At 37.4% G+C, this 24,991-nt stretch carries 24 protein-coding genes and 1 riboswitch; of the genes, 12 read left to right on the top strand and 12 right to left on the bottom strand.

The genetic code is table 11. The features are described from left to right. Positions 1–6: 6 nt before the first annotated feature. Positions 7–696 carry a VIT1/CCC1 transporter family protein gene (locus BUB91_RS08880; RefSeq protein ID WP_073098889.1) on the bottom strand — a complete coding sequence of 230 codons (690 nt, stop codon included), beginning with the start codon at positions 694–696 and terminating at the stop codon, positions 7–9. A gap of 129 nt (positions 697–825) precedes the next feature. On the opposite strand from BUB91_RS08880, the gene BUB91_RS08885 reads away from it, so the two are divergent. The 3 genes from BUB91_RS08885 (at position 826) to BUB91_RS08895 (ending at position 4,278) form a co-directional block, all read left to right on the top strand. Then, entirely contained in the window at positions 826–1,398 is a 573-nt protein-coding gene (locus tag BUB91_RS08885) for a non-canonical purine NTP diphosphatase (protein ID WP_073098890.1), read from the top strand. A gap of 182 nt (positions 1,399–1,580) precedes the next feature. Beyond that, positions 1,581–3,401 carry a DEAD/DEAH box helicase gene (locus BUB91_RS08890; protein ID WP_073098891.1) on the top strand — a complete coding sequence of 607 codons (1,821 nt, stop codon included), beginning with the start codon at positions 1,581–1,583 and terminating at the stop codon, positions 3,399–3,401. Between the two features lie 76 nt (positions 3,402–3,477). Continuing rightward, positions 3,478–4,278 (top strand): carboxypeptidase-like regulatory domain-containing protein, encoded by an 801-nt coding sequence (locus tag BUB91_RS08895; protein ID WP_073098892.1) that lies wholly within the window; start codon positions 3,478–3,480, stop codon positions 4,276–4,278. Between the two features lie 33 nt (positions 4,279–4,311). Here the strand turns inward: BUB91_RS08895 and BUB91_RS08900 are convergent, their stop codons facing one another. Next, positions 4,312–4,554: a CBU_0592 family membrane protein gene (locus tag BUB91_RS08900; RefSeq protein ID WP_073098893.1), complete on the bottom strand. Its 243-nt coding sequence runs from the start codon at positions 4,552–4,554 to the stop codon at positions 4,312–4,314. Continuing rightward, complete coding sequence (locus tag BUB91_RS08905) at positions 4,554–5,207, bottom strand: TrmH family RNA methyltransferase (protein ID WP_073098894.1); 654 nt, start codon at positions 5,205–5,207, stop codon at positions 4,554–4,556. Before BUB91_RS08905 ends, BUB91_RS08900 begins: the two co-directional genes overlap by 1 nt. A 69-nt stretch (positions 5,208–5,276) precedes the next feature. Between BUB91_RS08905 and BUB91_RS08910 the strand changes: the two genes are divergently transcribed. Then, positions 5,277–5,957 (top strand): SIR2 family NAD-dependent protein deacylase, encoded by a 681-nt coding sequence (locus BUB91_RS08910; RefSeq protein WP_073098895.1) that lies wholly within the window; start codon positions 5,277–5,279, stop codon positions 5,955–5,957. On the opposite strand, the gene BUB91_RS08915 is transcribed toward BUB91_RS08910, so the two are convergent. After that, positions 5,926–6,399, bottom strand: a complete 474-nt coding sequence (locus tag BUB91_RS08915) for a heme-binding domain-containing protein (protein ID WP_073098896.1) — start codon at positions 6,397–6,399, stop codon at positions 5,926–5,928. The genes BUB91_RS08910 and BUB91_RS08915 overlap by 32 nt on opposite strands. 41 nt (positions 6,400–6,440) lie before the next feature. Between BUB91_RS08915 and BUB91_RS08920 the strand changes: the two genes are divergently transcribed. Beyond that, on the top strand, positions 6,441–6,986 hold the full coding sequence (locus BUB91_RS08920; RefSeq protein WP_073098897.1) for a hypothetical protein: 546 nt from the start codon (positions 6,441–6,443) through the stop codon (positions 6,984–6,986). A gap of 123 nt (positions 6,987–7,109) precedes the next feature. Next, complete coding sequence (gene purB, locus BUB91_RS08925) at positions 7,110–8,453, top strand: adenylosuccinate lyase (RefSeq protein WP_073098898.1); 1,344 nt, start codon at positions 7,110–7,112, stop codon at positions 8,451–8,453. A 174-nt stretch (positions 8,454–8,627) separates the two neighbouring features. On the opposite strand, the gene BUB91_RS08930 is transcribed toward purB, so the two are convergent. The 6 genes from BUB91_RS08930 to BUB91_RS08955 form a co-directional block, all read right to left on the bottom strand. Next, positions 8,628–9,812 carry an acetate/propionate family kinase gene (locus BUB91_RS08930; RefSeq protein WP_073098899.1) on the bottom strand — a complete coding sequence of 395 codons (1,185 nt, stop codon included), beginning with the start codon at positions 9,810–9,812 and terminating at the stop codon, positions 8,628–8,630. A 16-nt stretch (positions 9,813–9,828) separates the two neighbouring features. Then, positions 9,829–11,922, bottom strand: coding sequence for a phosphate acetyltransferase (pta, locus tag BUB91_RS08935; protein ID WP_073098900.1), 2,094 nt, complete (start codon positions 11,920–11,922; stop codon positions 9,829–9,831). Between the two features lie 224 nt (positions 11,923–12,146). Then, a complete protein-coding gene (locus BUB91_RS08940) occupies positions 12,147–12,683 on the bottom strand; it encodes a DUF4252 domain-containing protein (RefSeq protein WP_073098901.1) in 537 nt (178 codons plus the stop codon). 1 nt (position 12,684) lies between these two features. After that, on the bottom strand, positions 12,685–13,209 hold the full coding sequence (locus tag BUB91_RS08945; protein ID WP_073099043.1) for a DUF4252 domain-containing protein: 525 nt from the start codon (positions 13,207–13,209) through the stop codon (positions 12,685–12,687). 16 nt (positions 13,210–13,225) lie between these two features. Further along, positions 13,226–13,663: a hypothetical protein gene (locus tag BUB91_RS08950; protein WP_073098902.1), complete on the bottom strand. Its 438-nt coding sequence runs from the start codon at positions 13,661–13,663 to the stop codon at positions 13,226–13,228. Continuing rightward, positions 13,650–14,159 carry an RNA polymerase sigma factor gene (locus tag BUB91_RS08955; RefSeq protein WP_073098903.1) on the bottom strand — a complete coding sequence of 170 codons (510 nt, stop codon included), beginning with the start codon at positions 14,157–14,159 and terminating at the stop codon, positions 13,650–13,652. Before BUB91_RS08955 ends, BUB91_RS08950 begins: the two co-directional genes overlap by 14 nt. 111 nt (positions 14,160–14,270) lie before the next feature. On the opposite strand from BUB91_RS08955, the gene BUB91_RS08960 reads away from it, so the two are divergent. Next, positions 14,271–15,749 (top strand): S41 family peptidase, encoded by a 1,479-nt coding sequence (locus BUB91_RS08960; protein WP_073098904.1) that lies wholly within the window; start codon positions 14,271–14,273, stop codon positions 15,747–15,749. Positions 15,750–15,801: 52 nt separating this feature from the next. After that, the gene (locus BUB91_RS08965) at positions 15,802–17,322 is read left to right on the top strand and encodes a S41 family peptidase (protein ID WP_073098905.1); all 1,521 of its coding nucleotides are present in this window, start codon (positions 15,802–15,804) and stop codon (positions 17,320–17,322) included. 74 nt (positions 17,323–17,396) lie between these two features. Here BUB91_RS08965 and BUB91_RS08970 read toward each other — a convergent pair whose 3' ends face one another. Together BUB91_RS08970 and BUB91_RS08975 are read right to left on the bottom strand one after the other, a co-directional pair. Further along, positions 17,397–18,461, bottom strand: a complete 1,065-nt coding sequence (locus tag BUB91_RS08970; RefSeq protein WP_073098906.1) for a DUF5074 domain-containing protein — start codon at positions 18,459–18,461, stop codon at positions 17,397–17,399. A 10-nt stretch (positions 18,462–18,471) separates the two neighbouring features. Then, complete coding sequence (locus tag BUB91_RS08975; protein ID WP_073098907.1) at positions 18,472–20,310, bottom strand: TonB-dependent receptor plug domain-containing protein; 1,839 nt, start codon at positions 20,308–20,310, stop codon at positions 18,472–18,474. 31 nt (positions 20,311–20,341) lie between these two features. Next, positions 20,342–20,560: riboswitch (cobalamin riboswitch) on the bottom strand. Between the two features lie 87 nt (positions 20,561–20,647). Here BUB91_RS08975 and BUB91_RS08980 point away from each other — a divergent pair. Genes BUB91_RS08980 through rmuC form a run of 4 tightly spaced genes read left to right on the top strand, consistent with a single transcriptional unit; the run spans position 20,648 to position 24,985 of the window. After that, complete coding sequence (locus BUB91_RS08980) at positions 20,648–21,793, top strand: ABC transporter substrate-binding protein (RefSeq protein ID WP_317041336.1); 1,146 nt, start codon at positions 20,648–20,650, stop codon at positions 21,791–21,793. Beyond that, the gene (locus tag BUB91_RS08985) at positions 21,786–22,814 is read left to right on the top strand and encodes an iron ABC transporter permease (protein WP_073098908.1); all 1,029 of its coding nucleotides are present in this window, start codon (positions 21,786–21,788) and stop codon (positions 22,812–22,814) included. The genes BUB91_RS08980 and BUB91_RS08985 overlap by 8 nt, the downstream gene beginning before the upstream one ends. Before the next feature lie 3 nt (positions 22,815–22,817). Further along, a complete protein-coding gene (locus tag BUB91_RS08990) occupies positions 22,818–23,606 on the top strand; it encodes an ABC transporter ATP-binding protein (protein ID WP_073098909.1) in 789 nt (262 codons plus the stop codon). Between the two features lie 41 nt (positions 23,607–23,647). After that, positions 23,648–24,985, top strand: a complete 1,338-nt coding sequence (gene rmuC / locus BUB91_RS08995; RefSeq protein WP_073098910.1) for a DNA recombination protein RmuC — start codon at positions 23,648–23,650, stop codon at positions 24,983–24,985. Positions 24,986–24,991 lie beyond the last annotated feature (6 nt).

Genomic DNA, 24,991 nt, shown 5'->3' on the forward strand with positions numbered 1-24,991 from the left:
TTCTACCTAAGCTACATTCACCCCAAATAAATGCCCGATTATAGCAGTTGCAAGCATTGCTAATGTTCCCCATAGTGTAATTCTAAGTATTGCAGTAACCATATTAGAACCGCCTGTTTTAGCAGCCATCGCTCCCAAAATGATCAAGAATAAGATTGCACTCACGTATTGAACATATTCCATATACTCTACCGGGGCTAAAAAAGCTACAAAAACCGGTAAAACTCCACCAACAGTAAATGCTGCTCCACTGGATAATGCCGCCTGTAAAGGTTTAGCCTGAGTGATTTCGTGCATCCCCAATTCGTCACGAGCGTGCGCCTCTAATGCGTTATGTGCAGTTAATTGTTTAGCGACTTCAAGCGCCGTTTCTTCGGTGAGTCCACGATTGATATAAAGATCTTTAAGTTCGTGCAATTCTTCCTCAGGCATAGTAGCCAACTCGTTGGCCTCCCGTTCTAAATCGGCTCTTTCTATATCACTCTGTGAACTTACAGAAACATACTCACCGGCAGCCATAGACAAAGCTCCCGCTACAATACCGGCTACTCCTGCTAATACAATAGGTTCTCTTGTCGTGCTGGCAGCAGCAACACCTATAACAAGACTGGCTGTTGAAAGTATCCCGTCATTGGCTCCTAAAACAGCAGCTCTCAACCAGCCGCTGCGTTGCGCATAATGTTGTTCGTTTTGCATGCAACTAATTTAGAACAACATCAGGCTCAAGACAATGATAAAAGTCACTTTAGAAAATTTCCAAATTAGAAAGCTTCGCCGTTTTAAATTCAATTTTAATAACTTGCTGCTTCCTATAAAACAACTAAAATGACACTGGTCTTCGCTACGCATAATTCCAATAAACTAAAAGAAATTCAGGCTTTAATGCCAGAACATATTCAGCTTAAAAGCTTAACCGATATTGATTGTCATGAAGATATTATTGAAGATGCTCCTACCATTGAAGGCAATGCGCTCATAAAAGCTCGTTATGTAAAAGAAAAATACGGTTTTGATTGTTTTGCAGACGATACCGGTCTTGAAGTTGAAGTTTTAAATGGCGCTCCCGGAGTTTATAGTGCGCGGTATGCCGGTGAACAAAAAAACGCCGAAGACAATACTCAAAAACTACTCACCGAACTCAAAGATAAAACCAATCGTAGTGCCCAATTTAAAACGGTAATCGCATTAATTCTTGATGGAAAAGAACAGCTTTTTGAAGGAGTTTGTAAAGGAGTTATTACGGAAGAGAAAACCGGCAACAAAGGTTTTGGTTACGACCCGGTATTTAAGCCTGAAGGTTTTACCACAACTTTTGCCGAAATGTCGCTTTCAGAAAAAAACAAAATAGGACATCGTGGTAAAGCAACACAAAAGTTATTAGATTATCTCAAAAAATAGCCTTAACTCGCGGAAGACTAAGTATCAATAGCTTACAAAAATTGAGTTAAACACTTTTTAACCCATTCAAACATTTGATTTACACTTATTTAAATCAATTTAGTCAACACTCTGTTCTTATCTCAAATAACTGTATCTTTGCGCCCTCTTAAATCGACGTTGATTTAAGATAATTATTTTATATGAATACATTTAAAGCGTTAGGACTTAATGATGCCATCTTGCAAGCTGTAACCGATATGGGTTTTACAGAGCCTTCAGAAGTGCAAGAAAAAGCCATCCCGGTCCTATTACGCGAGGCAACAGACGTAGTTGCACTCGCTCAGACAGGTACAGGTAAAACGGCAGCATTTGGTTTTCCGCTTATTCAAAAAGTTGATGCAAACAATCGCAAAACACAGGGGTTAATCATCTCTCCTACCCGCGAACTGTGTTTGCAGATCACAAACGAATTAAAGAATTACTCCAAACACGTTAAAGGTTTAAATACCGTTGCTGTTTATGGTGGTGCCAACATTCAAGAACAAGCTCGCCAAATTTCTCGCGGAGCTCAAATCATTGTTGCGACTCCGGGTCGTATGCAAGATATGATGCGTCGTAACCTGGTAGATATTTCAGGAATTGATTTTTGTGTGTTAGATGAAGCTGATGAAATGCTCAACATGGGTTTTTATGAAGACATCACTACCATTCTTGCTGATACTCCTAAAGGAAAGCAAACCTGGTTATTTTCGGCTACCATGCCTAAAGAAGTTGCTCGTATTGCTAAGCAATTTATGAATAACCCTATTGAAATTACAGTAGGAACTAAAAATATGGGTGCTGAGAACGTATCTCACGAATATTACATGGTTAATGCTCGTGACCGTTACCAAGCTCTTAAACGTCTTGCAGATGCAAACCCTGATATTTTCTCTGTTGTGTTTTGTCGTACCAAGCGTGATACGCAAAAAGTAGCCGAAAATCTTATTGAAGACGGTTATAATGCTTCTGCATTACACGGAGATTTGAGTCAGAATCAGCGTGATTTGGTTATGAAAAGTTTTAGAGCACGTCAAATACAAATGCTTGTAGCTACAGACGTTGCTGCTCGTGGTATTGATGTTGATGATATTACTCACGTAATCAACTACCAGTTACCAGACGAGATTGAGACCTATACGCACCGTAGCGGTCGTACCGGTCGTGCTGGTAAAACCGGTATTTCGATGGTCATTGTTTCTAAGAGTGAATTGCGTAAAATACGCACACTAGAAAAAATCATCAACAAGAAGTTTGAGCAAAAAGATATTCCGACAGGAATGGAAATTTGCGAAGTACAGTTGATGCACTTAGCAAATGATATTCGCAATACTAAGATCAACGACGAGATCAATCCGTATTTGTTCAGTATTAATGAAGTTCTTGAAGGTTTAAGTCGTGAAGAAGTTATTAAAAAAGTATTCTCTGTTGAGTTTACACGTTTCTTCAATTACTACCAAAAAACTAAAGATCTTAATGTTGCTGTAAAAGCAGATCTTAAGGAAGAGTCTGGTGAATCTACCAGATACTTTATAAACATTGGTGCAAAAGACGATTTTGATTGGATGAGCCTTAAAGACTTTTTAAAGGAAACTACCGGTCTTGGTGATGGAATTTACAAAGTAGACTGTAAAGATTCTTTCTCATTCTTTAATACCGATACTGAGCATAAAGATGCTATACTTGCTTTATTTGAAGATTTTAAACTTCAGGGAAGACAAGTTCACGTAGAGATCACTAAAGATACTCGTGGTGGCGGTGGCAAACGCAAACGCAATGATCGCAGAAGTGGCGATGGCGATGGCGGAAGAGGTCGCGGTCGTAGAAATGATTCTGGTGGTGGCAGTGGTCGCAGATCAGATTCTGGAGATGGCTTTAGAGGAAAATCTAAAAGTGGCGGCGAGCGTCGTGGCAAAAGCAAACCAGAGTCAAAAGAAAATAAAAGTCCTTTTTCTGGTAAAAGAAGAAGAAGAGATCGATAGTATTTTATAAAAATTGAGACGGATTTGTCACGTTTGGTATGATTTTTCCGTCTCTTTTTCTAAATTGGCATCCTCTATGAAAACTATTTTATTTGTTCTGCTGTTGTTAACAGCCCCTATTTATACTTTTGCTCAGGAAACTTCAACTTCTGCTGTGCAAGAGCAAGAAGAAGAAACCTACATAGAAGGGACCGTTCTCAATGCTTCAACAGATAAACCGCTAGATGGTGTTAACATCATAAATCTCAATACCGTAAAAGGAACCATTACGAAAGAAGATGGTAGCTTTAGATTGAAAGCTGCTTCTACAGACACTCTTTATTTCTCTTTTTTAGGCTTTAAAAGTTTACAAGTACGCGTTACCAATGACTGGAAACGTTTTGGAGATGTAAAAGTAAAAATGACTGAAACAGGTATTGCTTTGGAAGAGGTTGTTGTTAAAGATGTAGAACTTACCGGTTATCTTGAGATTGACGCGCGCAATGTACCTGTTTATAAAAATGTACGGTATAGCATTTCTGGTTTAGAAACCGGTTATGAAGCCGGGGATTCTCAACCCGGAGCAATAAATAAAGTACTCAGCGCTATTTTTAATCCAGCAGATTTTCTCAATAAAGTTTTCTCTAATAAAGGTTCGCAGATGCGTAAACTACGCCAGATGAAGGAAGACGAAAATATTAGGGATTTGCTTATTACCAAATTTGACCGTGAGACATTATCTGCACTTTTACAGATACCGCGTGAAGATATTGAAGCTATTTTAGGTAGATGTGACTATTCTGAAAGCTTTGTGAAAACGGCTAACGATCTACAGATTCTAGATGCTTTAAGCAGTTGTTATGAAGAATACAGAGTACTTAATAGAGATAGAGGTTAAAACTCACCTCATTAGTAATTGAATATTCTCAATTTAGGCTTTTTGAATCAGCTTTTTAAAAAAGCTGATTATTGAAACCAGCATCCACACTCCTTCTAAAATTATAAAAGGCCAATATTCCAATAGTACGCTTGCAAGACAAGCCATTCCAGCTCCTATTGTATTCAAAAGAATAAAAGACCAATCTGAAGTTTTCACTTTTTGACTCAGATTTAAAAGGTATGCTAATAAAATCTGAAATACACCAAGCGCTCCTAACCAATCAACTAAATTCATTATTCTTGTGTTTTATATTGATTCAACAAAGCGTCATAATCTTTTAAATTACGTTTGAGCCATAACTCTTTTATTTCAAGAATATCAGACTCTTTCAAATCCCAATCTAATGCTGAATTGCGCATTCTTTGTGTTAACTCTTGCAGTAATATAGCGGCGCAAACTGAAATATTTAAACTTTGCGTAAAACCGAAAGTGGGTATATACACATAATCATCTGCTGCTTCAATAACAGTTTCTGTCAAGCCATCTTTTTCACTTCCGAAGAATAATGCGGTAGGTTGGTTTAACTTAAAATCCTCTAGTTTATGCGCAGTATGATGCGGTGTTGTGGCTACAATACGATATCCGTTTTGCTTAAGTTGGTCTAATGCATTTTTTGTAGAATCATATCTGTGAACGGTTGTCCACTTTTGAGCTCCCATAGCAATCTCCCGATCGATACGTTTTCCTTTTAATTCTTCAATCACGTGCACATCCTGAACACCAAAAGCATCGCAACTGCGCATCACCGCACTGGTGTTATGCAAATGCCCCACATCTTCTATTGCAACGGTTAAAAAGCGTGTACGCTCTGCCAAAACTTCTTTAAAGAGCTGCTGTCGACGTGGAGTAAGGTAAGACTCTAGATATTGTATTGTAGCTGTATTCATCCGGCAAATATTCAAAGGATTCTTTCATTACCAAAATTTTGTCTTTGTATATTTAAAAAAATATTTGATTTGAAAAAAATAGTAGTACTCACCGGCGCAGGAATCAGTGCTGAAAGTGGACTAAAAACCTTTAGAGATTCTAATGGACTCTGGGAAGGTCACGACGTTATGGAAGTTGCCAGCCCGGAAGGCTGGCTCAATAATCAAACGCTTGTTTTAGATTTTTACAATCAACGCCGACGACAACTGAAAACGGTTGACCCCAACCCAGCACACAAAGCGCTTGTAGACCTTGAAGAACAATTTCAGGTTGATATTATCACTCAAAATGTAGATGATTTACATGAGCGAGCAGGTAGCTCTTCTGTAGTTCATTTACACGGCGAACTTTTAAAAGCCAGAAGTACGGTTGATGAAAATTTGGTTTTAGATTGGAGCGGTGACATTTGCGAAGGCGATTTATGTGATAAGAAGAGTCAGTTACGCCCGCATATTGTTTGGTTTGGTGAGATGGTTCCCTTACTCGATACAGCAGCCCAGCTCACATCTGAAGCTGATTATATTTTAATTATAGGTACTTCTATGCAGGTTTATCCGGCTGCTTCCTTAATTAACTATGCTAAACAGGATGCCGATATTTATTTTATAGATCCTAAACCGAATATCAAATCACAAGCTAATCTTAGTGTCATTACTGAAAATGCCTCAACCGGCGTACCTACTGTGGTTGAAAAGCTTCTGAATAGTTAAGTCTGGCAGCTTTTGCCCAATTTACTAAAGCTTCGGTTTGTGCGGCATCTAACGTTGCTTCGCTATGAATGAGCATATACGATTCTAATGGCATCTCACCGGCTTCTACTTCCTCTATCAGTTCATCCAGTTTATGATCTTTTCGCTTTGTGGAATAGGCGTCCCATGCTGAAAAATTAAGATGACGCTTTCCATTATCTACGTGATCTGCCAAATAAAAACTTGCAGGAGCCAGATTGGAATACCAAGGGTATACAGTTTGATTGCTGTGACAATCATAACAAGCGCTTTTAAGTATGGCTGCCACTTCATCACTGGGTTTTGTTTCGGCTACAAACACGTTTAAAGATTCATAACCACCCTCATTTTTTTCCACAGGAATAAATTGAATTACAATCAGAGCGATCAAAGCAAGTATCAAAAGACGTTTTATCCAGACCATATTATTATTTTTAAATCTAAAAGTCAAATTACTCAATTAAAATGACTGAAGAAGAATGGGCTGCTCAAGTTTTACAAATTTCATCGCGATTGAGCGACCGTAAGGCTCTTGGTCAAGAAATCTTAGCTGAACCGGAGCTTATCAACTATAGCTTAAAATTCATACAAGAAGGTTCTGAGAAACTTGCTACAAAAGCTGCTTATGGTTTAGATATTGCATTACGTTCAGATATAAAAATTCTCAAGCCTTATCGGAGCTCATTTCTAAATGTTCTCCAAGAAAATAAGATAGAAACTGTTTCCCGCATTTTTTCAAAAATTTGCGAATTGCTCACTTCTGAATTTCTAAAAAATGAAAACTTATCTAAGGCTGAACGTGAACAAATTCTTTCAAAATGCTTCGACTGGTTAATAGGTAATGAGAAAGTTGCCGTTAAGGTTTTTGCAATGCAAAGTATTTACAATCTTTCTGAAACGGAAAGTTGGATTCCCGGCGAACTGAAAGCACAATTAGAACTCCAATTTGATAGGAGTTCTGCAGCATTTCAATCCCGGGCCAAGGCTCTTTTAAAAAAGCTTAAATCTTAACTAAAATCGTCTCCATTATCTAGATTAAGTCCTTTTAAGCCCGTACAAGGAGTTTACTTCAAATTCTCGTTTGTTGCTAGCAAGTAGCTGTGTATATTTGCGCTTTTAACTATAAAAGCAACTATGTCTTTATCTTCACTAGAAGCCGTATCACCTATAGACGGCAGATATTCACGTAAAACCGAATCACTTTCGGCTTATTTTTCTGAAAAAGCACTTATAAAATATCGCGTCAAAGTAGAAATCGAATATTTTATCGCCTTATGTGAAATCCCTTTGCCTCAGCTTAGCGAATTTCCGAAGGGAAAATATCCGCAATTGCGAGCGATCTATGAAGATTTTACTACTGATGATGCGCTTAAAGTAAAGGAAATTGAAAGCGTTACCAATCACGACGTTAAAGCTGTTGAGTATTTTATCAAAGAAAAATTTGATGGACTTGGCTTAACAGAGTCTAAAGAGTTTATACACTTTGGTCTGACTTCTCAGGATATCAACAACACAGCAATCCCGTTGAGTTTAAAAGATGCAACAAATCAGGTTTATTTACCACAGCTTCTTGAAGTGGTAGATCATTTGAAGCAACTTACAGATGAGTGGGAAACCATCTCGATGCTTGCCCGTACTCACGGTCAACCGGCATCTCCTACACGTTTAGGTAAAGAAATCGAAGTTTTTGTAGTTCGTCTAGAAGAACAAATTCGTCTTTTAAAAGATATACCAAGCGCCGCAAAATTTGGTGGAGCAACCGGTAATTATAATGCCCACCACGTAGCTTATCCACAAATTGACTGGAAAGCTTTTGGTAAATCTTTTGTAAGCGGAACCTTAAAATTACATCACTCCTTCCCTACTACGCAGATTGAGCATTACGACCATATGGCTGCTCTTTTTGATAACATTAAACGCATAAATACCATCTTATTAGATCTTGATCGTGATTTTTGGCAATATATTTCGATGGAATATTTTAAGCAGAAAATCAAGAAAGGAGAAGTTGGTTCTTCGGCTATGCCGCATAAAGTAAACCCTATTGATTTTGAAAATAGTGAAGGAAACTTAGGAATTGCAAATGCTTTATTTGAACATTTATCAGCAAAATTACCTATCTCCAGATTACAGCGAGACCTTACAGACAGTACGGTTTTACGCAATATAGGAGTTCCTTATGGTCATACGTTGATAGGTTTACAAAGCACATTAAAAGGTCTAAATAAATTATTATTGAACGAAAGCAAATTTGCTAAAGATCTTGAAGATAACTGGGCCGTTGTAGCAGAAGCGATACAGACTATCTTACGTCGCGAAGGTTACGCTAACCCATACGAAGCTTTAAAAGGACTTACACGTACTAATGAAGCTATCACTCAGGATTCTATGCATCGATTTATAGATACTTTAGAAGTGAGTGATTCAATCAAAACAGAATTAAAAGCAATTACTCCGGCTAATTATACCGGAATCTAATGTTCTTAAAATATTCGCTAAATCTAATTTTAGTGCTATTGCTTTATGTAGGAATTCTTATTGCGGGTCTCGCGGGGATTCTTACTAAGACACTAGTGCTTTTAGGTTTAGCGCTTATTTTTATTGCTCTTCTCTATTATAATTTGTGGCGAACCCGTCGCTCTTAGTTTTATTTTAATTGATCAGTTCATAAACCTGAGTAGCAATCGCAAGCTCTTCATTAGTCGGTATAACTATTATTTTCACCTTAGAAAAAGCAGATTGAATTTCACGTAATTGTTTAGAAAGTTGCCCATTGAGACTTTCATCAAGTTCAATCCCAAGATATTCCATTTCCCTACAAACCTTACTGCGTATCGTACTGCTATTCTCACCTATTCCTGCAGTGAATACAATAGCATCAACTCCATTTAAAGCTGCCGCATAAGCACCTATAAATTTACGAATGCGGTAAGCATTCATTTCTAAAGCTAAAGCACAAGCCGCATCACCTGCTGCTGCTGCAGCCTCTATATCCCGTAAATCACTGTAACCGGTAAGTCCTAACATACCGCTTTTTTTCAACAGAATATCACTCACTTCTTTTACAGAATACCCCAGATGTTCTTGCATATAGAAAACCACACTCTGGTCTATATCTCCGGCACGAGTACCCATAATCAATCCGTTTGCAGGTCCAAAGCCCATAGAAGTATCAATGGCTTTGCCCGCTTTAATAGCAGCCATACTACAACCGTTACCCAAGTGTATTGTGATTAGTTTTGCTTCAGGATCTCCTAAATGCTCAATGGCTTTTTCAGAAACATACTTATGACTTGTACCGTGAAAACCGTACAAGCGTATTCGAGAATCCTCCATAAAATGTTTAGGAATCGCGTACTGATAAGCTTTTTGTGGTATTGTTGTGAAAAAAGCCGTGTCAAACACACAGACCTGAGGAGCATTTTTAAATAAATCTTCTGCTACTTCAATACCAGTAAGGTGCGCTGGATTGTGTAAAGGCGCAAGCGAAAACAGGCGTTTAATATTTGCCTTTACTTCTTCATTCACCTTTATAGTCTCGGTAAATTGCTTGCCTCCGTGCACTACGCGATGTCCTACAGCATCAACCTCATCTGCACTGCTAATCACTCCTACTTCAGAATCCATTAAAAGGTCTGCAATCTTTTGCAAGCCCGAAGCGTGGTCCGGAAAATTCATGCTTTTAGAAAAATCCTTGTTTGTATTCTTATAAGAAATCGCCCCCTCTTCAATACCTATTCGTTCAACCATTCCGCTTGCCAAAACAGCAGCATGCGGCATGTGAATGAGTTGAAATTTTATGGAAGAGCTTCCGGAGTTTATTATGAGTATTTTCATTTTAAATTCAATCTAATTAGAGGCCTTGCGCCTGAATAGCAGTAATAATTACCGTGTTAAATATATCTTCTACAGTACACCCACGACTTAAATCATTTACAGGTTTGTTGAGTCCTTGTAACATAGGACCTATGGCCAAAGCACCCGTCTCACGTTGCACAGCTTTGTACGTATTGTTTCCGGTATTTAAATCCGGGAAAATCAATACACTCGCCTCACCGGCAACTTCAGAATCCGGTAATTTACTTTTACCTACTGCTGCATCTACAGCAGCATCATATTGAATGGGTCCTTCAATCTTTAAATCTGGACGTTCTTTTTTAACGATCTCAGTAGCTTCCCGAACGCGATCAACATCTGCACCTTTACCCGAAGTTCCTGAGGAATACGATAGCATTGCAATTTTAGGTTCTATCCCAAAAGCCAGACTGCTTTCTGCGGAAGAAATAGCGATTTCTGCCAGTTCTGTCGCTGAAGGATTAGGATTGATTGCACAATCTCCAAAAACCGAAACACGGTCTTCTAAACACATAAAAAATACCGAAGAAACCACTGAAACACCAGGCTTTGTTTTGATAAACTGAAGCGCCGGTCTGATGGTGTGTTGTGTAGTATGAGCCGCACCACTTACCATACCGTCTGCGTGACCTTTATAAATCATCATGGTACCAAAATACGATACATCTGCCATCCAGTCTTTTGCGATATCGCGGTTTACATTCTTATGCTTGCGTAACTCGTAAAAGGTTTCTACATAGTCCTCAAAATGTAACGATTTTACAGGATCTATTACCGTTATTTTTTCCAGATCAAGTGGAATACTGTATTGAACAGCTTTTTCTTTAACCTGCTCTAAATCACCAAGCAATGTGATTTTCACAATATCCAATTCAACCAATTGTACTGCAGCGCTCAAAATACGCTCGTCTGTACCTTCGGGCATTACAATGTGCTTTTTTGCAGTTCTGGCACGTTTCATCAATCCATATTGAAACATTCTAGGTGTAATTCCTTTAGGCTTCAAATTGATTAAGCGTTCAATAAGTTTATCAAAAGAAACCTCTTTAGCGAATACAGTAAGTGAAGTTTCTATTTTAGGCTTACTGCTGGCGTAAATTTTTGATTTAATATTTCCCACTCTGTTTGTTACCGAAAAAGTACCGTCATTAACCGAAACAATAGGTACAATCTGAGAAAGCCCCTGTATCAATTTAAGAATAGGTTCTTCAGGCTTCAAACCACCTGTTAAAATTATACCTGATATTCTGGGATAATTGGTAGAAATATTTGCCTGTAAAGCTCCCAGAATAATATCTGCCCGATCCCCGGGCGTGATAACCAAACTGTCTTGTTTTAAATGTGTTAAATAGTTACGCAACTGCATCGCTCCTACACCAAAATTACCGGTCTGATTATCTAAGAATTCTGAACCGAATAAGACTTCACCATCTAATTCTTCTACAATTTCCTTTAAAGTAGGATGTGCTAATTTTTCGGTAAATGGAATCGCAAATACCTCAACAGAATCTGGCAAAAATTTACTCAAACCGTCTTTGGCTATTTTTAAATTTTCTTCTTGAACCTTATTAGCAACAACTGCTAAAACCGAAACATCTTTATCTAGAAAAGTAGTGTACGCAATTTGTAAACTTCCCAACAATTCATCTTCGGTCTTACCTACTCCGCTACCTACAAGAATTACAGGTAAGCCTAGATTTTTAGCAATAAGTACATTGGTATCAAATTCAAAAATACTCCCTTCTCCAGTAAAATCTGATCCTTCTACCAGAACAAAATCAAACCGATCTTCGAGATTCTTATATTTGGTGATAATCGTATCCAGAATTTCACCAGACCTCCCTTTGTTTCTCTTTTTGATGATTTCACTACTGGTAAATGCATAAGCATCTTTATAGTCGAGATCAATATCAAAAAAAGAAATCACGGTACTAATATGATTGTCTTTACCTGTGTTTTTACTGTCATCAATTATAGGTCTGAAATAGCCCACTTTTGCAGTTTTACCCAAAAGTGTGCGCATCAACCCTAGTGAAACAATAGATTTACCACTATTAGGTTCTAGTGTGGCAATGTAAATTCCTTTGTTCATGGAGTGGAGAATTGGTTTACGCAAAAATACGATTTCATTATTTAAGACAGCACTGACATAAGTCATTGTTTAAATTAGTTCTAAATAAAAAAGAGCGCATTCAGCGCTCTTTAAAATTCAGTATTTGTATTCGATTTACTCGATAATCGAGATTTAAATGCTCCGAGGCTTGCCTAGAAGTCAAAAGCTGTTTCTTTTTAATGCCTTGCTTGCCCCAAGGTAGTTTACTTAAATACGTCCATTATACCTTCAAAACCACCAGTGTTGAGAGCTGCACTACTCGTATCCATGGTTTCAGCAAAACGTACCATATCAGCCACATTCATATCATCACCAAGAACGCGAGCTAATAAAAAACCCTTGTTGTTATCCTGCGCAAAAACTACGACTTCATCTATAGCCTCTTCATCTCCTTTGATAAAAATTCGCATACGTTGCTCAGAAGTTCCTAACTTCATAAGTTCGTCATAATTGTCTCCATTAAGAATACCATTTACCTTATCGGTCTCAGAATTATAAAAGCTGGTATCTTTCATAGAATAAGCCAAAAGATTTACCTTTTTTACCGAAGCTATCACTCTTTGCTGATCTTCAGAAAGACTTTCGCTTTTAGGAGCAATAAGACTTGTAGGCAAGTCAACCATAATAAACTTATCGTTCTCTTTGCTATCTATATAATATTCTTGCAAGGACTGCTTTTTAGTACAGCTTATACAAGTTGCTATCATTAGCAGAACCAGACTCAATTTTAAAGCTTTCATTTTAATTTACTTTTACGTTATTAAGCTCCTCGCTTCCTTTGAAGTTGATGCTACTTGCTATTTTGCCTATTTCTTTAAGGTCTATATTACCTGTGATTTTAATAAGTACCGTATCGTCATTATTGTTTTCACCATCAATAAACATTAAAAATTCGCTTACAAAGTCATCACTTTTACCGGGCGTGTAGTAAAAATTCACGTTCTTACCATCGTCTTTTACACTCATTAATTGCTCCAGATGCTGACTCGTTTTATAAGTGTTAAATTCTCCTCTCATTTCCTTAGCAGCATACGAGCTTTTTGTACTGAAAACCTTTATATCTTCAAGGCTATTCACCATATCGATATAGCTTTTCATCTCAGGGTCTTTAGAGTCCAAATCCATTTTCGCTAATAGTTTGAACATTTTTTGATTCATTACCATTGCGGTAACGTCTTTCATGTTTTCAAACTTATCAAAGCTATTTTGAGCAAAAGAGGTAAAGCTAAGACCTACTAACATTAAGATAATTACTAATTTATTCATCGTTTTTTGATTTTGATTATTTTTTAATTTGATTTGCGGTTTCTTCAAAGGTTTCCAGTTTTTCTAACTGGCCGGTACCTTTATTCATAAAGCTCCCCATCATAAACAGCGCTTGTTTTGTTTTTAAAGCTGCTACTTCAGGATCTTTATAAGTACCCAAATCATTTGCAGAACCTTGCTTCTGATTATAGGTTAAAAAGAGACCTATACACAATAAGATACTGGCTGCAACAGGTATCCATTTATAGGATCTTTTAGTTTCTGGTAATTCTAAAGTACGGTTAAAGCCCGTTTCTTTAGCTTTCGCGAAAGCGTCAAAGATAGGCACGTACTCTGCCAGGTGCGGAGCTACTTCATCACTAGTGAAGTATTCCTGCAGCTGCGCTTCTTGCTTTAAGGAAGTTTCTCCCTCAAAATAAAGCTCCAGCAGGTTTTCTATTTTATTTAAGTCCATAGTTATGTTTTTTTAACAATTGTTCACGTATGGTTTTTCGAGCTCTAGACAGCGTTACACGCACCGCTGTTTCATTTAAATCTAATTCTTCTGCTATTTCACTATTGGTGTATTGCTCCACATCTCGCATATGCAAAACCAGTCGTTGCTGTTCGGGTAAGTCTTTCATCAATTTCAATACCCAATTGACACTGTCACTATTCTCGCTGGTCTTTACTGTGTTGTAGTGCTGATCTTCATAGTTAGTATGCACTAACTGTAAGTTGCTGCTACTTTTTGCTTTCAGTTTATCGTAACAATAGTTTTTGGTCATTGTTACGGCAAAAGCTTCTACACTTCTCAATTTTTTAATCTTTTTACGATTAGACCACAGTTTAATAAGTACCTCCTGAGTTGCATCTTGCGCTTCATCTTCAGAAACCAGCAGTCGCTTTGCTAAGCGATACAAACGATCCTGAACAGGAGTGACTTTTGCTAAAAACTCGTTTTGGTTCATATTTAATTGCGGTTAGTTACAAGGATGACGATTTACACTAAATTTTGTTACATTAAAAACCACAAATACAATATAACCCTTAAATTTAGAGTTGATAAATAAATTGCTTTAATGAAAAAAATTACCCCAATTCTAATGACGCTCTGTGCGTTATTCTTACTGAATTCTTGCGCTACAGATCGAGATGATGAGATACGGCCGTTATCTGAATTAGAAATCAAAAATTTCATCTATTCCGGGATGCAGCTGTATTACCTCTATAAGCCACAAATACCTGAACTTGCTAACGCTTTTTTTGAAACACAAACAGAGTTTAATACTTTTCTAAATGGTTTTGAATCACCTGAATCGTTGTTTTATAACGGGTTAGTGGCCGATGTAGATCGGTTTAGTTTTATAACTGACGATTATCTAGATTTAGAAAACAGCTTTGCAGGAATCAGTAAAACCAGCGGTATAGACTATGGGGTTGCACTAGATCCCGGCGATCCAAACTTTGCCTTCGCCTTTGTACGTTATGTTTTGCCCAATACGTCTGCTTCAGAAAGTGGCGTTCTAAGAGGCATGCTTTTTAATACTATTAACGGTGAGCGCTTAACAACAACAACAAATGCAAACGGAAGCTATTCGCTAAGCGCACGTTCTCGCGAGCTTTTGGCATCAGACTCTTTTACCATTCAAACCGGAATTTTTGATGCTAATGACGATTTTCAACCTAGCGGAACCAGTTATGCTTTAATTCAGGAAGAATATACCGAAAACCCAGTTTTTATTGCTAAAACACTTGATATTGAAGGAAAAAAGATAGGGTATTTAATGTATAACGCATACCGAAGAAATTTTGATCAAGAGCTCAATGCAGCTTTTGCTCAATTTCAAACTGATGGTATAGAAGATCTGGTACTGGATTTGAGATATAATGGTGGAGGCTCTGTAGAGACGGCAATAGATCTTACATCAATGATCACCGGCCAATTTGATGGACAAATTGTAACACAACAACAATGGAATCCGGAAATACAAGCCGCTTTTGAAGCTGAAGATCCAGAATCACTTATTGATCGTTTTGACAGCTCTATCTCAAACGGTAATGCCATAAACAGCCTCAATCTAAATCGATTATATGTTATAGGAACCGGTAGCACAGCTTCTGCCAGCGAGCTCACAATCATCGGTCTTGACCCGTACATAGATGTTCAAACCATAGGGACTACAACTGTCGGTAAGTTTCAAGCCTCGATAACTTTATATGATTCTGATTCATTTGGCAAAAATGATGAAAGCTTAAATCTGAGCCACAGATACGCCATTCAACCTTTAGTTTACACCTATTCTAATGCAGCTGATCTGATAGGACCTCCGGCAGGAATCTCACCTGATTTTGAACTTGCGGAAAACATATCCAATTTAGGGACGCTGGGAGATCCTGACGAACCTTTGCTAAGTCTCGCGCTTGACCAAATCCTGAGAAGAAGCACAGCCGCCCGAAAGCGTGCGGTTACTCCTTTTGAAATTATAGGAGAACGTCAAAACCAAAGTCCGTTTTATCAACGTATGTATATTGAAGAGTTTCCGTTTCCTAATCTATAATGAAAGCTGATTCCTTATTTTTAAATAATAAAACCTTTATCCCCTTATTACTATGAAAAACTATTTGCTGGTTGTTCTCTTTAACTTTTTACTTTTCGCGTCTTGCTCCAGCGATGATGACGTGGCTCAGGAAGTTATTGAGGAAACCGAAGAACCCACAACAGAAACCCCACCTTTAGATCGTGCCGACTATCCTGTACAGGATTTTATATATCAGGCTATGAATTTGTATTACCTGTATAAAGGTGATATCCCGGAGCTGGCCGATAACAGCTTTACAGATTTGAACACCTATGTCACGTATTTATCTCAAAATCCTGATCCAGAAAACTTTTTTTATGACGAATTATTATCAAACCAAGATCGTTTTAGTTTTATAACAGACAATTATGTGGAACTTGAAAACAGTTTTTCAGGAGTGAGTATGAGTGATGGTTTAGATTTTGTATATGCTGGTTATCAATTGGAATCCAGTGGACCTGTTTATGCAGCTGCTGTTATCAGATATGTTGTTCCTAATTCACCAGCAAGCGAGGCAGGTTTAACCCGTAGTCAAGTTGTTACTCAAATTAATGGAGAACGTTTAACCGTAACCGGAGATCGTCTAAGTTCAAGAGCTCAAGAATTATTAAGCCTTGATTCATACACATTAACTTTGGGTAATTATAATAATACTGGTGTTCTTGTAGAATCTGATACTGAGGTTTCAGTTAATAAAATCGAACTTACTGAAAATCCAGTAGGTTTAGCTAAGACATTAGATATAGATGGTCAAAAAATAGGCTATTTATTATACAACTCATTTGTAAGAAATTTTGATGATGAACTCAACGCAGCTTTTGCTGATTTTAAGGCAGATGGTGTAACTGACTTAGTCCTTGACTTACGCTATAATGGTGGTGGTTCTGTTGCAAGTGCTATTGATTTGGCTTCTATGATTACCGGTCAGTTTGAAGGAGATGTTATTACTAAACAACAGTGGAATGATGATTTACAAGAAATTTTTGAAGAACGAAACGAAGATTTAGAAGATCGTTTCAATTCTACTATTTATACAGGAACTGATCAACAAGAAGCGATAAACAGCTTAAATCTAAATCGTCTCTATGTAATAGGTACAGGAAGTACGGCATCAGCAAGTGAGTTAACAATAATTGGTTTACGACCTTACATTGAAGTTACAACTATTGGAACTACAACAGTTGGTAAATTTCAAGCGTCTGCAACTTTATATGATGGAGATAATTTCTTTAAAGAAAACGTAAACCCAGATCATACCTATGCAATTCAACCTTTGGTTTACACCTATTCAAATGCTAAGGGAGTGGTAGGACCTCCTACAGGTATCGAACCAGATTTTGAACTGGCTGAAGACTTAAGAAACTACGGTACCCTTGGTGACCCTGGTGAACCTCTTTTAAATTTAGCATTGCAACAAATTACAGGCAAAAGGTTTCAAATGAAACGCAATGCATTAAGTCCGATGACATTTGAATTATATGGTGAAACAGGAATGGACAAACCTACTTACCAAAGAATGTATGATAACAGGCTTCCTCAAATCAAGAAATAGAAATTTATTCTTATAACTGAAAAATCCGCTGAGTTATCAGCGGATTTTTTTATGCTTTATTAGGTGTGCTATTTTTAGTTGAAGTAGAAACCGTTGGGACCTATGCCTACAGTAATATTCTTCAATAGACTTCCATCTAGAGAGTAGATTTCAACAAAACTATCTGAATCAAAAGTCCCTTGAGCAATAAATATGCGATCATCTTCAACATCAAATCCGTAAGCAGAATTACCGCTAAAAGTAAGTAAAGCTTGTGATGGCTCCTCACTTGTGCTTAAAGCTATTTTATATACAGAAGTACCAATCATATAATAAATTGTATCATCTTCTATTGTTAAGTTCTTTGCAACACTGGTTGCTTGTGAAAAAACAATCTGATTAGATTTATTTCCCGTAGCAAGATCTATTTTTTCTAAATAAGCTACTTTCTCCAGAGGATCTGTACTTTCAACGTCCTTTCTCGTTAAAGCATAAATAAAACCATCTTCAATATCAAATGAGTTAAGAGATCCTTCAGTTGTGAACGTAGTTGTAATAGTATTTGAAGTTGGATCTAAAACATTTATACTATTACCATCATTAAAGGCACTTCCTTGAATGTAAAGCAGACCATCTTCCTCCTCTAACTTATCAATTTTATTACCTATTATTAACGTATTTTCTACTTTTAGGGTTTCTAAATCTATCACAGCAACATAATCATCTGCTCCTGTAGAAAAATCTCCCTGATTGGTCACATAAGCTTTTCCATTTACAACCTCACCATATCTTGGAATTGAAAGTTCTGAATCAATCACTCCTATATATTCAAAAGTATAGCGATCTACAACAGTTATATAATTTGATCCATTAGAAATTACATAAGCATTGTCTTCGTCAAAAAATATTGATTGGACAAACTGCCCCAAATCACTTTTAGAAGGATTAACTGTTGAATACACATCAATATCCGACGTTTGTAAGTCGTCACTTATAAAAGAAACTGTTCCTCTTCCGTCAAACATTCCTTCATTAGTAACAAAAAAACCATCGGTGTAATCACCTTCAGGAAGTGGTTCTAGATTGTCATCGTCGTTAGAACATGAGTTTAAAATAAATACGCCTAAAAGCGCTAATAGACTAAGTTTATTAATTTTCATTTTTGATTATTTATAGTTTAAAATTTAAATACATGGTATAGTTGCGACCGGGCATCCAGCGGTTTTCAACACTTTGGTATTCGGCGTCCAAAAAGTTATTGATTCGCCCACCCAGTTCAAATTGTTCTGATTTACCTAGGCGATATCCCAGACTAAAATTACCCACAGTATAGGCATCCAGATTATAACGGCTGTTGTTATCACTGCGCGTAAATACCGCTCCTACATATAAAAATTGAAGGTTAGTATGCAGTCGCTTATAATTATAATTCAAACCAGCAGTTGCTTTGTGAAATGGGACATAAATGAGTTGATAACCCGTCTCTTCATTCTCTGAAATCGTATACGCATAGGTCGCATTTAAAGAAAATCGGTGTTTATTTTTAAAAGTCTTAGACCAGTTTAAACCCGATTCTAAACCATAAATTTGCACTTCATCTTCATTAACCGGTCGCCAAACTCCATCGCTTCCGGGCAACCATCTGATCATATCTGTAACCGAATTGTAATATGCTGTGATAGTTAAACGCAACGAATTGTAATTAAACACAGCACTTAACTGGCCTTGTAAAGATTTCTCCGGAAGTAAATCGGGATTTCCGGCAGATGACCAGTACAGATCGTTGTAGGTGGGAATTCTAAAGTTTCGGGAAGCATTAACATTTAAACTGAAAAACTCGCTAAAGTCTTTTGTTGCTCCTACAGAAAACAAAAACGGACTTTCATAATTGGCTGTAGCTTCTTTTCTAAACCCCAATTCGTATTTAAAGTCTGAACCCAACTGATGTTTCATTAAAAGAGCAGCTGCAAAAATATTCCGGTCGTTTTCTCCCAAACTGGAACCTTCGCCAGTCGTGTTGGTATTAGTCAAAACGGTATTCAGTGTTACATTATCTGCAACTGAATAACTCAAATCATATTTTGCGATAAATGTTTTAGCCCTTCCAAAGGTGAACGAATCATAATTAAGATTTCCGAAGTACTTATAATATTCATCAAGATAAGCCACACGGGTAATCGAAGTAAAATCTCCAAATCGACTTTCCCACTCCAGCAGATTCTTACTGTTTAAGTCTTGATATTTAGTGGCTGTTTCTGAAGCTCTTATTAATGAAAAATGGCGCTCCCCGTCAAAGAGTTCGCTAAAAATTCTGATGGAATTCTTGTTATTAATCTTAAATCCCAGACCTACATTTAAAGCCGTATTCTCAAATTGACCATTTAAATTCTCACCTCCATTTGGATACTCATAATCATTGTTACTGCTGTTTCGGGACAATGCCAGATTTAAACTCCATTGGTCTGTACCCAATTTAAAATGGTATCGAGCATCACGAGTATTATAGCTACCATATTGAAGAAAGAGATTATGTTCCTGTAATTTTTCAAAGCTTAACGTCGTATTTAAATGCACGCTACCGCCTATTGCACCCGTACCATAAACCACACTTCCGCCACCGCCACGCACGGATATTTCACTATAAGCACCGGTGTTTATCGTATTAAAATCTAACTGACCGTTAAACTGAGAATTGATATTGATCCCATTCCACAACACAGCGGTTTGCGATGCAGTTGTTCCCCTAAATGATGGTGATGAGACCATCCCCAAGCCATTTTCTTTAAAATATATGGGCGTATTAAAATTGAGTGTATTGGTCAATAAAGCTCTGTTTTGGCGCAAAATCGAATCAGAAAGCGTCAAGACATCGCGACCGGTAGAATATTCTTTTAATTTAGAATCTGTTAAATACACAGAATCCAGAGGCGTGACTGTACGCTCTTGCGAATAAAGAAACCCTGCACACAACAGAATCCCTACAAAAATGCAGTTAAATCTAAAGTTCATAAGCCCTTTGACCTTTACCCCGAAAGTCTTCAGTTTATAGTTACTTCTGGCAGGTCTCCTGGCTCGCGTATAAAAATCAACCTTCCCATCGTAATGACAGTGGTGTAAGAGCGATTTTCACCGTTCGGTTAACCGAACAAAGCTTACAGTTGCGGGAACAGCTCAGGAATATTAAAAAAAATAAGCACCTGATTCCCTTTTAAGGTATTTTCTTTAGTAGAAAATAACCACCAAAATTAAAGCGCTAAGTTAATCAAATCACTTAGTCTACCTTACTTTTTTTAATTAATCTTACTTTTGAATTTTAATTGCTGCCTAAACCCTAAATCAAACGATTTTGATAAAAAACCTTTTTACTACTGTATTTCTCATCTCTTTTTTAGTCTTTAATTCGTGTAAAAATGAATCAAAAACTGAAGCTTTAGACACTGAACAAACGAGCAAATCACAAGTCGAATTTGCTACAGGATTTGACATTATAGGCTATGACGCGTATAAAATATTGAGTGTCTCTCAAGCCTGGCCGGGAAGTACAAAAACCTTCAGGTATGCATTACTCAAAGAAGGGCAAAACTTACCAGATAGCATTGAAGCAGACGCTACAATAACAATCCCCATTACTTCAATCGTAGTTACTTCAACAACACATATTCCTGCCTTAGAACTGCTTGGTGTTGAGAAAACTTTAAAAGGTTTCCCTAATCTTGATTACATTTCTTCGCCCAAAACAAGAGCGCTCATCAATGCCGAAAAGATTGAAGAATTAGGGCAAAATGAGTCTATAAACACCGAACGTACAATAGACTTGAATCCTGATGTTGTAGTTAGCTTTGGCGTTGAAGGTGAAAACAAAAGCTTAAACTCGTTGCAACGTGCAAATATTCCAATATTGTATAACGGTGATTGGACGGAAACTTCTCCTCTTGGTCAAGCAGAATGGATTAAGTTTTTTGCTGCACTTTATGATAAAGAAAAACTAGCTGATTCTATTTTTAACGCTATAAAAGACAACTATAATTCCTTAAAAAAAGAAGCGCTTAAAGCGGAGGAAAAACCTACAGTTTTAAGTGGTGCTATGTTTAAAGATGTTTGGTATTTACCTAAAGGGGAAAGCTGGGCCGCACAACTGGTAGCTGATGCAAATGCTGAGTATTTGTACAAAGACACTAAAGGAACCGGAAGCCTTTCTTTAAGTATTGAAAGTGTTCTGGATAAGGCACAAAATGCCGAATTTTGGATTGCTCCAAACGCGTTTGAAAGCTACCAATCTTTAGAAGAAACAAATGATGCGTATACACAGTTTGCTGCTTTTAAAAATAGAGCTATTTACAGCTTTGCTGCTGCAAAAGGAGAAACCGGCGGAATGCTCTATTATGAGTTAGCACCTTCTCGACCAGACTGGGTTTTGGAAGATTTGGTAACTATTTTTCACCCGAAGCTTAACAGCGACAAAGCCCCTCACTTTTTCACACCACTTGAATAACACCGGCAAACATAGCATTCAATTTGTAATTCTGGGAACACTATTGATTCTACTGTTCTTAGTCAATATTGCTTTGGGTTCTGTGTTGATTCCAATAAAGGCTATTATTCAAATTATTCTTGGAGACGATACTGTAAAAAAAGCATGGGAATACATCATTCTCGATTATCGAATTCCAAAAGCTTTAGCGGCTATTATGACCGGTAGCGGTCTGGCTGTTGCCGGTTTAATGATGCAAACATTGTTCAAAAATCCGCTGGCGGGACCCTTTGTTTTAGGCATTAGCAGTGGTGCTAGTTTGGGTGTTGCTTTTTTTATTCTAGGCGGAAGCGCTCTGGGCTTATCAGCTTTTGTAGCACCTAACGGTTGGGGAACGATTCTTGCTGCCAGTTTAGGAAGTTTTGCAGTTCTCAGTATTGTTTTATTAGTAGCCTCCCGAGTACGCGATGCGATGGCCTTATTGATTATCGGTTTAATGTTTGGCAGTCTTACTGCTGCAGTGGTAAGCATACTCGCCTATTTTAGTCCGGCTGAAGAATTACAACGGTATATGTTTTGGTCTTTCGGAAGTTTGGGAGACATCTCTTGGGAGGCTTTAGGAATTCTTTCGCTTTGCTACTTTATAGGAATAATTTTAGCTTTTTCAGTCACAAAAAGTCTCAACAGTTTATTGCTAGGAGATCACTATGCACAAACGCTTGGTGTTTCGTTGCAAAAAAGCAGGTTTATCATTTTGATTGCTACCAGTATTCTCGCAGGAAGTCTCACGGCTTTTGTGGGTCCCATAGCTTTTGTGGGACTTGCGGTTCCGCATTTAATTAGACAATGGTTTACAGCTTCTAATCACTGGACGTTGATGCCGGCTTGTGTTTTGGGAGGCGCTGTATTGATGCTTTTTTGCGATACCCTGGCACAAATGCCTTTATTTCAATTTACACTACCTATTAACGCAATTACTTCTATTATAGGAGCGCCAATTGTGATCTGGCTTTTAATTAGGAAGAAAAAACTCTTATTTTAAGCAATGTCAGATCTTCAAAATATATCGCTGAGCAGTTCACAACTTTCCGTTGGTTATAAAAACGGAAAAGAAAAAACGATCATTGTTGAAAATGTAAATCTTTCCCTTAAAAAAGGAACATTTACAACGATGGTGGGCATCAATGGCTCTGGTAAATCTACTCTATTGCGTACTTTAGCCGGACTTCAAAATCCTATGTTCGGAGAAGTTTTACTTCAAAATTTGCCTATCGAAACACTTGATCCTGAAAAAAAAGCCAAACAATTGAGCGTAGTCTTAACCGGACAATATATTTCAAAAAATCTGACTGTTCTAGAGTTAGTGGCACTAGGAAGACAACCCTACACCAATTGGTTAGGCAAACTTTCAGAAAAAGATAAAGTTCATATTTTAAATGCTATTGCAGCAACAGAATTAGAAGCTTTCAAAAATACGGCGTGTCATGCACTGAGTGACGGGCAATTTCAGAGAGCGCTAATTGCTCGTGCATTAGCTCAAAACACCGAAGTTATCCTGCTTGATGAACCTACAACACATTTGGATCTACACCACAAAGCTTCAATTTTTTCATTGCTGAAAACAATCGCTCACGAGCAACAAAAAATCATCTTAAGCACGTCACACGATATCGAATTGGTTTTAGAAATCTCTGATGAAATGCTGGTGATTAACAACGGAAAAGCAACACAAGACACACCAAAAAACTTGATTGAATCTGGTGTTTTTGAACATTTATTTCCTGCTAATATCATTGGGTTCAACAAAGAAAACCAACGGTTTTTTATTCGGTAATACCAAAGCCTTATCCCTATCTTTGAATAAATCGCAGTTGCATGAATGAAAATTTAATCCTTATAAGTTGTGTTGTAGTATGCCTTGTTTTAGGTTTTTTCTTAGGACAACTGATTACCAGTCTTAAAAGAAAATCTGAAACTGCTCGCTTGCAAGAGCGTCTTCAACAGAAAGAGCAACAACTGGAAGATTTCAATAAAGAAAAAATAGAATTGCTTAAAAAGCAAGATCAATTGCAGGATGATAAGGAATTTTTTCAAAATGAACTAACCAGCCGTAATGTTGCTTTTGAAAATTTAGAACATCGCGTTACAGAAAAGTCCGCTGAGTTGGAAAAGCTTCAGGAAAAATTCACCAAAGATTTTGAAATTATAGCCAGTAAAATTTTAGATGAGAAATCTTCAAAATTCACCCTTCAGAATAAAGAAAATCTAGACACTATTTTAAAACCTTTACAAGACAAAATCAACAGTTTTGAGAAGAAGGTTGAAGACACTAATAAAGAAAGCTTAGGCCGACACGGGGAACTCAGACAGCAAATAAAAGGTCTGGCAGAACTCAATTTACAAATGAGTAAAAATGCAGATAATCTCACCAAAGCTTTAAAAGGTGATACCAAAATGCAAGGAAACTGGGGTGAATTAATCCTTACCCGAGTTCTTGAAAAATCTGGACTTGAGAAAGATCGAGAATACACATTACAAGACAGCCATACCGATGAAACCGGAAAACGCTTTCAGACTGATGTATTGATTCATCTTCCTGACGGAAAAAAAATGATTATAGATAGTAAAGTCTCACTTACAGCTTTTGAACGCTACGTTTCTGAAACCGAAGAAGATTTAAAAAACACATTTCTCAAGCAACATATCCTATCTGTAAAAAATCATATTAATACCCTGAGCACAAAAAACTATCAGGCTCTTTTAGAAGAAAGTCCGGATACTGTTTTTATGTTTATTCCTATTGAACCTGCTTTTGCTATTGCCTCTGCAAATGCACCACAACTTTATGAAGAGGCCTTCAGTAAAAATGTGATTATCGTAACGCCTTCTACCCTGCTTGCTGCGTTGAAACTGGTAGAAAATCTTTGGCAAAACGATCGTCAAAAGAAAAATGCTATAGAAATTGCAACTCAGGCCGGTAGACTTTACGACTCGTTTACGCTGTTAACAGACGAACTATTAAAAGTAGGTATACAGTTGGGAACTGTGCAAAACACTTACGAACGTACGATGACTAAGCTAACCGGTAAAGGCAATCTGATCAACCGTGTAGAACGTTTAAAAAAGCTTGGGGCCAAAACCAGTAAAGATATTGATCAAAAATTATTGAATAGTGCTATAGAAGAAGATCATATTGATGCAGCTAATGACTAAATTTGG

Origin of the sequence: Leeuwenhoekiella marinoflava DSM 3653, from assembly GCF_900129005.1 — a bacterium.
Classification (GTDB): Bacteria; Bacteroidota; Bacteroidia; order Flavobacteriales; family Flavobacteriaceae; genus Leeuwenhoekiella; species Leeuwenhoekiella marinoflava.